The following is a 14,171-nucleotide window of genomic DNA, read 5'->3' as shown; positions in this document are numbered from 1 at the left end:
CTTCAATCGAAGGTGCCTTTTTTTGGTCTTTATGGATGCAATAAAATACAAATTACTGTAATGCCTGCCGACTTCGAATACGAAGTACAGAACGGCAGCTCATTGATTGCCCGAAGACAGGCAAAACGTGCGTAGCCAAACAAATCTATACTGACATTGTCAATGAGACAGCAGCATATCCATTTTTTATCACACGAATTACGAACAAATAAAGCGACACACGAGGCAGACGAATCCTTCCTCACTGTGTCGCTTGTACATTTTTACTCCTGATCGTCTCCGGATTCATCCGAAGCTTCACGTACTTTATACTTGTCCAGACGCATTTGCTGATACTCACGCAGCGCTTCTTCGCCTACGATCACTTCCACACGATGGATGTTCATGCCTTTACCCATGAATTTTTGCTCGTATTCGGTCATGACATGCTCTTCATTCAATCCATCACGGTGAAGGTTGAGGGACAGATTGGTCATTTGCAGACCAAAGTCGGCAATTGCGTTAAGTGAGAACTCGAACAATGTCTCCGAATCGGTTTTGAAATGAATTTGTCCCTTGCTGTTAAGCAATTCCGTGTATTTCTTCAAAAAACGCAGATGCGTCAAACGTCGGCGTGCATGCTTGGCTTTTGGCCATGGATCACTGAAGTTCAAATAAATTCGTTCCAGCTCTCCCGTTTCAAATACATCCTCGATCTGTTCAATGTTCGCCAGTACAAGCTTCACATTGGGCGGGGTTTCCACATCGGCCTGACTCCACGCATTACGAGCCTTTTCACTTGCCCGGCGCACCAGTTCATCATACATATCAATGCCGATAAAATTGTATTGCGGATATTTATAACTCATTTGGCTGATAAATTGACCTTTACCCATGCCAAATTCAACAAAGATCGGGTGGTCATTGCCAAACAGTTCAGACCATTTCCCCTTGAACTGTTTGGGATCCAGAACAACGAGATCCACTTGCTCCTCCAGATTTTCCCGAATCCCTTTTCTGCCACGTAAACGCATTTTATTCCTCCGTTTGTCCATACTTGTCTCAGACTCATTTTGCCGAAGAACCGGCCAATTGTAAAGAGCAATGAAAAAGGAATCTTCGGATCTGCCACTTGGGGCAAATCTCAAAGATTCCCTCTTCGATTTATTTGGAATTGGGGTCCAACTACTTTAATAGTTCATAGTCTACCTTATCTTGGTGTGAAAAATCAAATGTCTTTTCGAAAGCATTGCGGACTTTTTGTCTTGCAGCCGCTTCCACTTTTGGATTGCCATTGAAACGAACACCTGTCAAGGCCAGTGCCTCTTCTGCCGTCAGTTCTACTGAAACATGATGAAGATTACTGTTTTTAACTTGGGAATTCATTCATATCACCTCACGGTATAGTATGGTCCATGACGTCAATTTTGATTCAAATGCTATGATGAGTAGTACCCATTGGATGCTGTCTGACGTTAAGTTAAATATAACACAAGGTGTAAACTTTAGCAAGGGGAAAACCTTGATTTTACAGTCTATTTTTGCGTTCGAATTCCCCTTTTTTTGAGTTTTTTGATACAATGGATAAAGTCCATGGAGACACGGATTTGAGGATCCGTTCTATCACGTGAATAGATAAACACATGTCACTTCCAAGAAGGAATGCGGCAGCCAAAGGAGCACCTTGAAGATGAATGCACCTGCAATACAAACTCCTCTTTCCTGGGGAGATAAACGATTCCATACCTGGAATTATGAGATGCGAAACGAGTTTAACAATAAAGTGTTCAAGGTTATGCTTGACGCGGGATTTACCTGTCCGAACCGTGACGGTTCGATTGCCAAAGGCGGATGTACCTTCTGCAGCGCCCGGGGATCAGGCGATTTTGCCGGCAGCAGACGGGATGATCTGGTCACTCAATTTAATACAATTAGAGATAAACAGCATCTGAAGTGGCCAACGGCCCAATACATCGGTTACTTTCAGGCCTACACGAACACATACGCTCCTGTTGAAGAACTGCGTGAGTATTTTGAAGTCATTTTACAGCAGCCTGGCGTCGTTGGTCTCTCCATTGCCACAAGGCCGGATTGTTTGCCAGATGATGTTGTCGATTACTTGGCCGAACTGAATGAGCGTACATACCTGTGGGTTGAAATGGGGCTTCAAACCATTCACGAGTCCACTTCGACGCTCATTAACCGTGCGCACGATACCAAATGTTATGAAGAAGCGGTTGAGAAGCTGAGGAAACGGAATATTCGCGTTTGTACGCATATCATTTATGGCTTGCCTCAAGAAACGCATGAAATGATGCTGGATACAGGACGTGCTGTAGCCAATATGGACGTGCAGGGCATTAAGATTCATCTACTTCATCTGATGCGCAAAACGCCAATGGTTAAACAATATGAAGCCGGACTTCTTCGTTTCCTGGAACAGGACGAGTACATTAAACTGATTGTCGATACGCTGGAGATGCTTCCACCGGACATGATTGTGCACCGCCTTACTGGGGATGCTCCGCGTGATTTGCTGATTGGTCCCATGTGGTCCATGAAAAAGTGGGAAGTGCTGAATTCCATTGACCGGGAACTGCGATTACGCGATTCATGGCAGGGTAAATATTGGAGGGGAGCATAAAATGGGATTTCTTTCTGTTCTAAGCTGTGCCCAACAATGGGTATCCTCCCGTTTGCAGCCTGGGGATTATGCGATCGATGCCACAGTAGGGACTGGTGCGGATACACTTTTTTTGGCCCAGCAAGTTGGCAAACGCGGCCAGGTGATCGGCTTCGATATTCAAAGTCAAGCGCTGACTCTGGCACAAGCCCGAATTCGCAAACAGGAAGACGGTACGAAGCTCGGTTCCATCTCCCTAATGGAGTTAAGCCATGACCGCATGGCTGAAGCTGTTCCCGAGCAATGGCAGGGCCAAGTGGGCGCAGTCATGTTCAACTTGGGATACCTGCCCGCCGAAGGTGCGGATGCTTCTGTTATTACTCTAACGGACAGCACGATTGGGGCATTGGAAGCAGCACTGGGCCTATTGCGACCACGCGGCATAATTACAGCTGTATTGTATCCGGGCCATGAGGGTGGTGCACAGGAGGCAGATGCAGTACTGGCCTGGTGTTCGGCTTTGCCTGTAGACCAGGCACAAGTTGTGATGTACCGCCAGCTGCAGCGCGCAACCTCTCCATTTCTGATTGGTATTGAGAAAAAGTAATTTCCTTTACTCTCCAAATGCCATAAAATAAACACATTAAATAGCACGACATCGCTGTGCATGAATATGGGCCAAGCTCTAACCTTGGCTCGTTTACTATGACGATGCGTGCTTTACATATTTGGCTGCTGCAACCGTATACAATCCGGAATGCACAGGCATGGATTTGATTAAAGCGATTCACCACTTCATATACTAGAGGAGAGATTACGATGTCTAAGCCATACCCACTACAATTTCAACCCGAGTTTAAGGAACGTGTATGGGGAGGTCGGGCGCTGGAGCAATTCGGTCTGACACCACCTGAAGGACATATTGGAGAAGGATGGATGATTGCAGATCATCCTAACGGTACAACCAAAGTCATTAATGGCGAACTTGCTGGTAAAGGTCTGGATGAAGTGCGGGAACAGCTAGGCACTTCGTGGCTCGGAACAAAAGGTGTATCTGAAAAAGGCGGACGCTTCCCCCTCTTGATCAAACTGCTGGACTGCAATGATGATCTATCCGTACAGGTTCATCCTACTGATGATTATGAAGCCCTTCCTCCAGGCGAGCTTGGCAAAACGGAAATGTGGTATGTGCTGGACGCGAAACCGGGAGCGCACATCATCTATGGTTTAAACGAAGGAGTCGATCGTGCGGTGCTGAAGGAAGCATTGGAGAATGGCACCGTGATGGATACGCTCCGTCAAGTACCGGTTGAAGCGGGAGATACGTTCTTCATCCCTGCCGGAACGGTACATGCTCTGTGCGCAGGAGTGGTCGTTGCCGAGATCCAGCAAAATTCGGATACAACTTATCGGATCTACGATTATAATCGCCCAGGACTGGATGGAAAACCACGCGAGCTGCATGTTGAAGATTCCTTGAATGTGACTGCTTATGAGGGCGCTGGTGCTACCACAATGAAAACCAATAACGCGACACCTGGAGAATGGCTGAAGCTGGCGGAATGCCCTTATTTTGTCGTAGAAAAAGGAATTGTTACGGATCGGTGGGAACTCTCTACCCAAGCTGACAGTTTCACCATTCTCGTAGTTTGTGAAGGGAACGGAACCTTGGAATGGGACAATGATACGCAGGAAAAAATTGAACTGAGCGCTGGACAATGCTACCTGCTGCCTGCCAATCTTGGAGCTTATACGCTGGATGGCAATACGACAGTTCTTCGTTCTTATCTACCTTAATCAAACCAGTGAAGGAGGGGTTACACGATGCAGGAATCTACGTTTGCCCTTGTGGGTAATGATGGTACCCGTATTCATGTCTACCGCTGGCTTCCCGATCCGGAATGCGATATCAGAGGCGTTGTACAAATTGCGCACGGCATGGCCGAGACCGCAGCACGATACGCAGAATTCGCCGAGTGTCTTACCAGTCACGGGTATGCTGTCTACGCCAATGACCACCGAGGACATGGGAAATCTGTCGAGAATCCGAAACTGCTCGGCAATGCCGGAGCAGACGCCTTTCGTTGGATGGCAAGTGATATGATCAATCTAGGTGAGGTCGCATCCAAGGAACATCCGGGAGTCCCCTTGTTTCTGATGGGACATAGTATGGGGTCGTTCCTGGTGCAGCATCTGATGTATGCTGGACATGAACGTTACCATGCATTTATTTTGTCCGGAACCAATGGGAAGCGCAACTTTCTCCGTTTTGGTGAAAAACTTGCTGTTATGCAATGTAGTATTCAGGGTGCCACGCATCCGAGTATGCTGCTCAATGCCATTGTATTCGGCGGATTTAATCGTGCCTTCCGTCCGGCAAACACACCTTTTGATTGGCTATCGCGAGATGCAGATGAAGTCAAACGATTTATCGACGATCCATTATGCGGGGCCATCTGTACCGCCGGATTCTTTCGTGACTTTTTCAAGCTGCTGCTGGAAATTCATATGCCCGAGAATATGGAGCGAATCCCAAAAGATAAACCGGTGTACCTCTTCTCCGGGGAACAGGACCCGGTGGGATTGCATGGTAAAGGCGTCCATAACCTGGTCGCCCAATATAGGCAGCTTCAGCTTCATGATGTGGAGTACCGCCTGTATCCTGATGGACGCCATGAGATGCTGCACGAAACCAATCGTGAAGAAGTATGCTTGCATGTAGTGGACTGGCTAGAGCGTCATATGCCGGCTTTCGGTCAAGACAGCCCTCCTGAGGTTAATGAGGTTATCGCTGATTCTGTATAATGTTCTTCATCATATCCTATACGAACGAAAGCCCCTACCGATGAGTACAGCTTATGCTGCGCTTCCGTAGGGGCTTTCACTTTCACAAATCTATAATGATAGCTGTTTATGTTTCAATCGAGTTACCCTTCAATTAACAGGGATTCCGGATCTTCCAGCAGTTCCTTCACTGTGACAAGGAAACGCACTGCCTCGCTTCCGTCGATAATACGGTGATCGTACGACAATGCGATATACATCATTGGACGGTTTTCCATCCGCTCTGCATCAATCGCAACAGGACGAAGCTGAATCTTATGCATCCCGAGAATACCTACTTGAGGTGTATTCAGGATCGGGGTCGACAACAGGGAGCCAAATGTTCCGCCGTTGGTAATCGTGAATGTACCACCTTGCAGATCGGAAAGTGCAAGTGAGTTCGAGCGCGCTTTGGAAGCTAAGTCCGCAATGCTCTTTTCAATCTCGGCAAAGCCCAGACGGTCTGCATCACGAACGACAGGAACAACAAGACCTTCCTTGGCAGATACCGCGATTCCGATATCATAATACTTTTTGAGGACAACATCTTCCCCATCAATCTCAGCATTGATCGTTGGGAATTTTTTCAGTGCCCCAACAACTGCTTTGGTGAAGAAAGACATGAATCCAAGACCAATATCGTGTTTCTCCTTGAACTTGTCCTTACGACGCTTTCGAACATCCATGATCGCAGTCATGTCTACTTCGTTAAAAGTTGTCAGCATCGCCGCGGTTTGCTGTGCTTCAACCAAACGCTTCGCAATCGTAGCCCGGCGACGAGACATGCGTTGACGTTCTACCGGTTTCGCATAGGTCGATCCTCCAGCTGCAGGAGCACTTGCTGGTGCTGCCGGGGCTTTGCTTACGGGAGCTGGCGTCGGAGCGGGTGCCTGCGTGCTATGACTTTTCACGTCTTCCTGGTATACACGTCCAATCGGATCCTTGCTCTGAACCTGATCCAGCTCAATGCCACGCTCGCGAGCAAGCTTGCGTGCCGCCGGTGACGCTGTTTTGGTTCCGTTATCGGAAGATTCCGTTGCTACAGCAGCAGGAGCAGGAGGTGCTGCTACCGCTACTGCTTCCGGTGCTGACACCGCTGCCTGTTTCTGTTCTGCTGCGGGCTCAGAAGCGGATGCTCCGCTTCCTCCTCCAGTTCCAGCGCCGAGCGTACCAATCGTTTCTCCGATTTCAACTGTCTCGCCTTCCTGACGAATGATTTTCTCGAGTACTCCGCTCTCTTCCGCACTGATTTCGATATTGACCTTATCTGTTTCCAGTTCCAGAAGAACGTCGCCCTGATTCACGGTTTCCCCTTCTTTGACAAGCCATCTGGAAACCGTTCCTTCGGTAATTGATTCACCCATTGCAGGTACTTTAATTTCACTCACAGCTGTTACCTCCCCAGTGGAATATTATTCTTCGTCGTTTGCTTCAACGCGGATGTAATAATCAGTTGCTGCTCCATGCTATGCACACTTTGATAACCGCTGGAAGGACTCGCGTGCTCCGGACGGCCTTCATATTTCACGGTTGTTCCTTCCGGTGCAATGGCACGCAAGCGAGGTTCCATGTATGTCCAGGCTCCCATGTTTTTGTTCTCTTCCTGAACCCAAACCAGTTCTTTCAGATTGCTGAAACGTGAAAGTACACGCTTGATTTCTTCCGCCGGGAACGGATACAGCTGTTCAACACGGATAATATGAAGCCAGGACCAGTCTGATTTGTCTTTCTCAAAAGCATCCTCGAGATCAATGGCGATTTTACCACTGCACAAAATGATGCGTTCAACGCGATCCGGTTTGGCTCCCAACCCAGCTTGCTCCAGTACAGGCTCAAACTTGCCTTCGCTAAATGCTGCAGCGGGTGACGCCACACGCGGATTGCGAATGAGGCTTTTCGGCGACATCAATACCAGTGGACGTGCATCTTCCGTTTCTGTCAACGATGCCTGACGACGCAGCAGATGGAAGTACTGGGATGCACTCGTCAAATTGGCAACCGTCATATTATCTTCTGCACAGAGCTGCAGGAAACGTTCGAGACGGGCACTTGTATGCTCAGGTCCCTGTCCCTCGTTTGCGTGAGGAAGCAGCATGACCAGACTCGATTTTTGAGACCATTTGGCACGGCCAGCGGATACAAATTGGTCAAAAATAACCTGCGCACAGTTGGCAAAATCACCAAATTGGGCTTCCCAGATGACAAGCGTATCCGGGGAATATACATTGTATCCATATTCGAATCCAAGCACCGATTCCTCAGACAATGGACTGTTGTAGATCGCAAATGCCGCACGTGCTTGCGGCAAGTGATGCAGCGGGCAGAACGTCGTGCCGTTCTCTGAATCATGCAATACCAGGTTCCGATGAGCAAATGTTGCACGCTCTGCATCCTGTCCGCTGATCCGGATAGGCTTGCCATCAGCGAGGATCGTAGCAAAAGCAAGTGTCTCGGCAAGACTCCAGTCCACTTTTTCACCCTCGTTCAGGGCAGTGCTGCGACGCTGAAGGATACGCTGCAACTTCGGATACACATTGAAGTTCTCTGGCCATTTCAGCAGATCGGCATTGATGTCCCGCAGATTCTCCAGCGGTACTGCTGTTGGAATAAGCGACACTGCCTCCGGCTGACTGGCTTTCAATTGGGACTGTTCATGAACTTCGTTTTTCTTCATCTGTTCGTAAGCTTCTTTTAGGCGGCCTGTCACCGCATCACGAATGCTATTAATGGATGTGTCATCGATAACCGACTCCTGTTTGAGGTGGTCCTGATACAGATGACTCACTGTAGGGTGATTCTTCACTTTTTCATATACTTTCGGTTGCGTTGTTTCCGGATCGTCTGTTTCATTGTGACCGTAGCGACGGTAACCGATCAGATCAATCAGGAAATCCTTCTTGAACTTGTTGCGATACTCTGCTGCCATACGAATAGCTGCGATACACGCTTCCGGATTATCCGCATTTACATGAACAATCGGAATCTCGTAGCCTTTGGCGAGGTCACTCGCGTAATACGTGGAACGGGAATCACTGCTATCCGTTGTAAAACCGAGGCGGTTGTTCACGATAATGTGTATTGTTCCGCCATTTTGGTAGCCCGGAAGTGCTTTGAAATTAAGTGTTTCCGCCACAATGCCTTCACCAGGGAAAGCCGCGTCACCATGCATAAGAATCGTCGCTGCTTTTGTAACGTCCTGTTTCGGATATCCCGGATCACGCCGATCATCCTGTGCCGCGCGAGCAAAACCTTGAACTACAGGGTTCACGTATTCAAGGTGACTTGGGTTATTAGCCAACGTCAGACGAGCCTGTACTGCTTCGCCATCTTTCACAAAACGATTCGCACCGAGATGATATTTGACATCCCCCGTCCATCCGTAGTTGATTCCAGTCGATCCTTCTGACGGAACCAGATCCTTGTTCGGGGAATGATGAAATTCAGAGAAAATTTTGCTATACGGTTTGCCCAGTACATGAGCCAGTACGTTCAGGCGACCACGGTGGGCCATCCCCATCAAAATGTGACTCGAGCCTGCTTGCGCCATAATGCGTACCGCTTCATCCAGCATCGGTACAAGCACATCGTTCCCTTCGATGGAGAAGCGCTTTTGTCCCACAAATGTTTTGTGAAGGAAATCCTCGAACTGCTCCACCTCAACCAGACGTTCCAGCAATGCCTTCCGTTCCTCCTGATCCAACGGTGCAGGAGACGTGCGGGATTCCGCACGACGGTTAAGCCACTCACGTTCATGCACTTCATGAACATGGCTGAATTCATATGCCATCGGTCCAGTATAGATCTGACGCAAACGCTGAATTGCATCCCAGCCGTTTGTGGTCTGTCCATCCGCACCTTCCCAAATCAGGGAAGCGGGCAGTGCTTTCAAATCTTCTTCATTTAATTCAAAATGCTTCGGTTCCAATAAAGATGTATCTGAATCTTCACTTATGCCAAGCGGGTCAATATCCGCGGCAAGGTGTCCATACGTTCGAATATTCCAAACCAGTTTCCCGGCTGTAACCGCTTTCTGTAATAACTGAATATCCACGCTCCCGGAAGCCGTTTGGGCGTTGCCGGAATAAGTGGCTGTATGTGCATCTCTGCCGGGCATCGGCGGAGCACCCCATTGTTCAAATAAATCCCGATATGCCGGTGTAACCGAATTAGGGTCTTGAGAGAATAATTCATACTGTTCCTGTACGTATCCCAGATTGGGTCCATAGTAACTTTCCCAGGGCTTCTTGTTGCCTTCCTCGATCGTCATCGACGTTCCCTCCGTCTTGATTTAGTCGTGTTTTTTGACGGAAATCATTGACTAAGCCGTAATTTGCGTTCGTTCAACATTTTAAGCGAAATTTTTCATGAAGTCCAATCATCGTGCTGTTGGAGGTAAATTACGTTGTTTCGACGCTCCCGTCAAGGTTTGTCTGCGTTTTCAATAACATAATAAACAATAATTGTATATACCGTCGCACAGATGTCGAATACTGTCCGGATCCGTTCGAGGGTTACACCTAGCTCAACTTAGAATTGAAGTCGTGTTCTACTGTCTATTCTATAAACTTTTGCGCTCAGGAGCATTTCCTATTTTTAGTTCAATTGATGCATAAATTAGATGAATCAGATAAATGAAGCATAAACTCTGCATATCGGAGATGAATAAGCTCCAAATTTTCCGCGTTAACCCCCTTTAATAAGAATTGTGGTCCATAACCAGCCAAAACAAACCGTCAAGTTAAACATTAACCATTTGAGAACTAATTCAACAAAAAAAGACCGTGAATCCGCAGATTCACAGCCTTTGCCCCGTGTAAAAATCCGAATCGGAGTAGCGGGATTTGAACCCACGACCTCACCCACCCCAAGGGTGCGCGCTACCAGGCTGCGCTATACCCCGATATAATCGCAAATCGAATTCGCGAATTATAAATTGCATCTCTTTTGCATACCACCGGTCATCTGACCTCGAATCGGGCTTTTAGTTCAAACATTATCCAGATTATACCTTACAGCAACTTTGCCTGGCAATATATAACATCATGTCTATTTTCCCAAAAATAACTTTAGTACATCTCATCCATATTTTTAAATTGAATCCCGGATTTCAACTACGCCCATGGATCATATGCGATGCAAATGGTGTTAGGGAGAGATGTCGAACCTGCTCCAAAGTAAACCAATCGGCACCCAATGAATCCTCACCATCCGGTTCCTTCCTGATCTCATTAGCCTGACTGTCTGATTTCAAATACACATGATACAAAATACCGATATGATGCATCTCTTCCGGCTTTCCCTGATGGACCCAATGCACCACATTGGATTCCGTAGAGTGAATGATCGCTTGCACATCCGTAAGACCCGTTTCTTCTTCAATCTCGCGGTGAAGAGCAGCTTCGGGTTTTTCTCCAAACTCAAGCCTGCCACCAGGCAAATCCCATTGCCCCTCATAAGCCCCGCGTGCCTTATGAATCAACAGCACCTTGTGCTGCCATTGGACCAGACCGTATACTCCCAGATGTGTATGTCGATCCATTAATGACTCCTTCTTTCGTCTGTGAAATACCTGACCTGTTCCTCCAGTTTACGTATCCGCTTATTCATCTGATAAAACGATGGAGTGAAGATTAACCCCGTTATAAACACAACCACCCAGATCATACTCAAAAGCTTCAGCTCCCCTTCTCAGATTCACTTGCCTGTAACGACAAACGAATAACCAGCTCATCTCCTTCAATCAGCAAGGCAGTTAATCCAAGTTCAGAACCGGATTGATGATGTTCACCATCCTTCCAGAACGCAGCGTCTCCAGCACGGATAACCACATTTTCACCTGCCTCTCCTTCAACCCAGCCTTCACCTTCCAGCACCATAAATACTTGCTCACCCACCGCTGGATGCAGCCCTAGAAGATGCCCTCCCGCTGCCAGTTTTAGATGAGACACATGGCATCCTGATGCGTTTTGGAGAATCGGTGTAATATTTGCTCCGCTACTGCCAAAGGCCGTAATGACTCGCGAATTCTCAGCTTCCATGCGATATAATTTCACTTGTCGTTCTCCTTTGTAAGGGTATCCAGGTCCAAGGCCAGACGAATCATATCCACACAACGAATACCGTCTTCCACAATCTCTTCCTCATAGTGTCTCACAAAGAAATCGCGATCGACCCCTACAATACGGAAACCGCAGCGCTGATAGAGCTTCAACTGGTGAAAGCTTGAATTGCCTGTTCCGATCTCGACGGTACGACAGCCCAGCCTGCCTGCAGCTTCGATCGCTTCCTTGATCATGTGCTTGCCAACGCCCTGTCCCTGTAATTCTTCCTGAACGGCAATATTCACAATCTCTGCAGTCTCGGGCCGAGTCTTAAGCAGCACAAACTCGCCTACCATCTCACCTTCATATTCAGCAATAAAACAAACTCCTCGACTTAAATATTCGTCCACCTTGGTTTTGGAGGGATCAGCCATTAACAAAAGATCGTATGGTTTTTCTTCTTCCCAGTCCAATATCCGGAACGTTAGTCTCATGCCAATCTCCACCTTTTCATCGTACAATATTCATTTACGGCCCGTTTGCGGAAGCCTATGTATCGGCAAAATCTCTAAACTTGATGTTTCTCGTCAATCACGCCACTAGATTTATATCGTAGTAGCGTAACGTATTAAGTTATCTTCTAATCTGGTTATAATCCACTTGTGATCAAAACTCTACTGTTCTGCCGCTCCATCCTGATTGGCATAATGGCGAACCATCATGCCGCTGGCTTTGCGCATACCCGTCTTCTCATAGAAAGGCTGTGTTTCTGCATCGCACAACAGATCGATCATATATAAACTTTGGAGCCTGTTCAGCATTCTCTCTGTCAGCGTTGTCCCGATTCCCTTGCCCTGAAACTCCGGCACCACTTCCAGCAAAGGGATATACGCACTGAGCACCCCGTCCGAAATCGCCTGAATAAAACCTATGACATTTCCGGTCTCATCATCCACTGCCAGTTCAACAGCATAAGATTGTTCCAACAGTTTCAGAAAAGTCGCGGGGGATGGGGGATTCGGCCAACCATCAAAAAAATTTCCGCTTAGTTGTTCAACACCTATTCCGTCCAGCTTCGATCGGTATGAGACCTTCATCGTTCATATCTCCCTTCAAAAAAGCAAACTTCATTATATCACAATATATGGATACGTATACATAGAAATGGATGATACATTCTGTTCAATCCTTTTTTGGGATAAGGCCAGATTATTGCATGTATCCTTCAAGCGGCCTACTATTTCAATACCGCATCGGTATATATCATAAACGTTTCTTTTAGCGTACGGTTCGTCGACTTTTCCCAAATGACACTTCGTTCAAACGTTCCCTCCTGAAAAAATCGCGGAAATCGCTCCGCAAACCAATCCTGCATGGGCAGATCAAGTGCCTGTTCAACCGGAATCCATAATAACTCGCCTTCAGGCGGATCCTGCAGCAATTCACCTTTGAATGAAGTTGCCAAATAATTAAATACCATATAACGCAATCCCTGCTCCGGGTCACAAAACTCATCCAATCCCTTATATGTAATCTCACTGACCCTTAGTCCGGTTTCTTCCTGAACTTCCCGCATGGCTCCGTCCACGATGCTTTCCGGAAAATCCACCTTGCCTCCAGGTGCAATGTATCCCGGAAATCCTTTGCGATCAGGCCTGTTCATCAACAAGACCTTTCCAATTAACTTATCCCATACCATACACATCGTGAATATTTCAATTCTCGTATTCATTACGCTCCCCCTACTGCTGATCTCACATGGCTGTACATTAACATTTCTGGTCATCCCATAGATTTTCCTGCCTCTTCGCATAGGTAAAAAATAAAAGCAAACAGACCCCGAAGGTTTCTTCGAGGCCTACTACTAAACGTTCATGTTCAGTCCATACTTGTAATTAATACTCTGCGTTCTTTCCACTCGGCGCGCCGGTATGCCTGAAGCAGTCCAAATTTGCGGATACTTGCTTTGGGGACCGATTTGTAAGGCAGAGCAACTGTGAATTCCTGCGTAAATGGAAAGTAAGAGAGTCCTACTTTATCACTGGTGAGCCATTCGGCCCGAATCGGTTGTCTCCCACATGCATCAAAGGTGCAGCTAAGTCCCTCGGCAAAAAAATCATAACGTGACGCAGGGGTGCCCGGCTCCTCCATACAGAGAAAGAGGCTTAGCTGATCACAGAAGAGCATAATTTCCAAATCGCTCTGCAGTCTCTTCTTAAGCGGCTCTCCTCCGCCCAACTGCTGCTCCCAATCCGTCTGCAGCTTCTGTTCTTCGTTCAGATAGTCCCTGATATCATCATCATCAATAGGGTTAGCACCAAGGGTATTCTGAAACAGCTCGGTGTACATCATACTGCACAACAATCCTGCATACAGACTTTTTTGACGGACTTCCTCAATCCCTTTTTGGTAAAATACAAAACGCGGACGCAGCGGAAAATCGCGGAATGAATACGGCGACTGGCTGTAATCGTTCCAGAACGGTGCAGAATCCAGCTCGATCCAGCCCCGGTCATGTTCTCTTGCAGCAAGGATAAGCTCCTCCCGGTGACGGGAATCGGCAAGCAGTTCATCTTTCCAATGGGAAGCCATTACACCGGCTACTTGTCCATGCTCATGCTGTGCGGTCAAAACAAAATCATGCTCTCTCTCATATACGATCATTTGCTGTCACCCTTCCGCATGGTATACTTCGAATTTAACAA

The 14,171-nt window shown here is 47.4% G+C and carries 14 protein-coding genes and 1 tRNA gene; 4 read left to right on the top strand and 11 right to left on the bottom strand.

Going from position 1 to position 14,171, the window contains the following annotated elements; translation table 11 throughout:
- Positions 1-263 precede the first annotated feature (263 nt).
- Both trmB and HP552_RS32615 read right to left on the bottom strand, forming a co-directional pair.
- Positions 264-1,013 (bottom strand): tRNA (guanosine(46)-N7)-methyltransferase TrmB, encoded by a 750-nt coding sequence (gene trmB / locus HP552_RS32620; protein WP_175399486.1) that lies wholly within the window; start codon positions 1,011-1,013, stop codon positions 264-266.
- Between the two features lie 151 nt (positions 1,014-1,164).
- Positions 1,165-1,365, bottom strand: coding sequence for a hypothetical protein (locus HP552_RS32615; protein WP_175399485.1), 201 nt, complete (start codon positions 1,363-1,365; stop codon positions 1,165-1,167).
- A 304-nt stretch (positions 1,366-1,669) separates the two neighbouring features.
- On the opposite strand from HP552_RS32615, the gene mnmL reads away from it, so the two are divergent.
- The 4 genes from mnmL to HP552_RS32595 all read left to right on the top strand — a co-directional run bounded on the left by mnmL (position 1,670) and on the right by HP552_RS32595 (position 5,407).
- The gene (gene mnmL, locus HP552_RS32610; RefSeq protein WP_175399484.1) at positions 1,670-2,623 is read left to right on the top strand and encodes a tRNA modification radical SAM protein MnmL/YtqA; all 954 of its coding nucleotides are present in this window, start codon (positions 1,670-1,672) and stop codon (positions 2,621-2,623) included.
- Position 2,624: 1 nt separating this feature from the next.
- Positions 2,625-3,209 carry a tRNA 5-(aminomethyl)-2-thiouridylate-methyltransferase MnmM gene (mnmM, locus tag HP552_RS32605; protein ID WP_175399483.1) on the top strand — a complete coding sequence of 195 codons (585 nt, stop codon included), beginning with the start codon at positions 2,625-2,627 and terminating at the stop codon, positions 3,207-3,209.
- Positions 3,210-3,421: 212 nt separating this feature from the next.
- A complete protein-coding gene (locus tag HP552_RS32600) occupies positions 3,422-4,399 on the top strand; it encodes a type I phosphomannose isomerase catalytic subunit (RefSeq protein ID WP_175399482.1) in 978 nt (325 codons plus the stop codon).
- Between the two features lie 27 nt (positions 4,400-4,426).
- Positions 4,427-5,407 carry an alpha/beta fold hydrolase gene (locus tag HP552_RS32595; RefSeq protein WP_175399481.1) on the top strand — a complete coding sequence of 327 codons (981 nt, stop codon included), beginning with the start codon at positions 4,427-4,429 and terminating at the stop codon, positions 5,405-5,407.
- A gap of 122 nt (positions 5,408-5,529) precedes the next feature.
- Here the strand turns inward: HP552_RS32595 and odhB are convergent, their stop codons facing one another.
- The 9 genes from odhB to HP552_RS32550 form a co-directional block, all read right to left on the bottom strand.
- A complete protein-coding gene (gene odhB, locus HP552_RS32590) occupies positions 5,530-6,813 on the bottom strand; it encodes a 2-oxoglutarate dehydrogenase complex dihydrolipoyllysine-residue succinyltransferase (protein WP_175399480.1) in 1,284 nt (427 codons plus the stop codon).
- Between the two features lie 5 nt (positions 6,814-6,818).
- Positions 6,819-9,692, bottom strand: a complete 2,874-nt coding sequence (locus HP552_RS32585) for a 2-oxoglutarate dehydrogenase E1 component (protein WP_175399479.1) — start codon at positions 9,690-9,692, stop codon at positions 6,819-6,821.
- 559 nt (positions 9,693-10,251) lie between these two features.
- Positions 10,252-10,325 (bottom strand) — tRNA-Pro (locus tag HP552_RS32580).
- Between the two features lie 207 nt (positions 10,326-10,532).
- Entirely contained in the window at positions 10,533-10,964 is a 432-nt protein-coding gene (locus tag HP552_RS32575; protein WP_175399478.1) for an NUDIX domain-containing protein, read from the bottom strand.
- Between the two features lie 136 nt (positions 10,965-11,100).
- Entirely contained in the window at positions 11,101-11,478 is a 378-nt protein-coding gene (locus HP552_RS32570) for a cupin domain-containing protein (protein WP_175399477.1), read from the bottom strand.
- On the bottom strand, positions 11,475-11,960 hold the full coding sequence (locus HP552_RS32565; RefSeq protein WP_175399476.1) for a GNAT family N-acetyltransferase: 486 nt from the start codon (positions 11,958-11,960) through the stop codon (positions 11,475-11,477). The genes HP552_RS32570 and HP552_RS32565 overlap by 4 nt, the downstream gene beginning before the upstream one ends.
- Positions 11,961-12,140: 180 nt before the next feature.
- The gene (locus tag HP552_RS32560; protein ID WP_175399475.1) at positions 12,141-12,563 is read right to left on the bottom strand and encodes a GNAT family N-acetyltransferase; all 423 of its coding nucleotides are present in this window, start codon (positions 12,561-12,563) and stop codon (positions 12,141-12,143) included.
- Positions 12,564-12,703: 140 nt separating this feature from the next.
- Positions 12,704-13,198, bottom strand: a complete 495-nt coding sequence (locus HP552_RS32555; RefSeq protein WP_175399474.1) for an 8-oxo-dGTP diphosphatase — start codon at positions 13,196-13,198, stop codon at positions 12,704-12,706.
- Positions 13,199-13,344: 146 nt separating this feature from the next.
- Complete coding sequence (locus HP552_RS32550) at positions 13,345-14,130, bottom strand: DUF3891 family protein (protein WP_175399473.1); 786 nt, start codon at positions 14,128-14,130, stop codon at positions 13,345-13,347.
- Between the last annotated feature and the right edge of the window lie 41 nt (positions 14,131-14,171).

Source organism: Paenibacillus xylanilyticus, assembly GCF_013359935.1.
Lineage (GTDB): Bacteria > Bacillota > Bacilli > Paenibacillales > Paenibacillaceae > Paenibacillus > Paenibacillus xylanilyticus.
The sequence above is the reverse complement of the archived record's forward strand: the minus strand, read 5'-3'. Positions and strand labels throughout refer to the sequence as shown.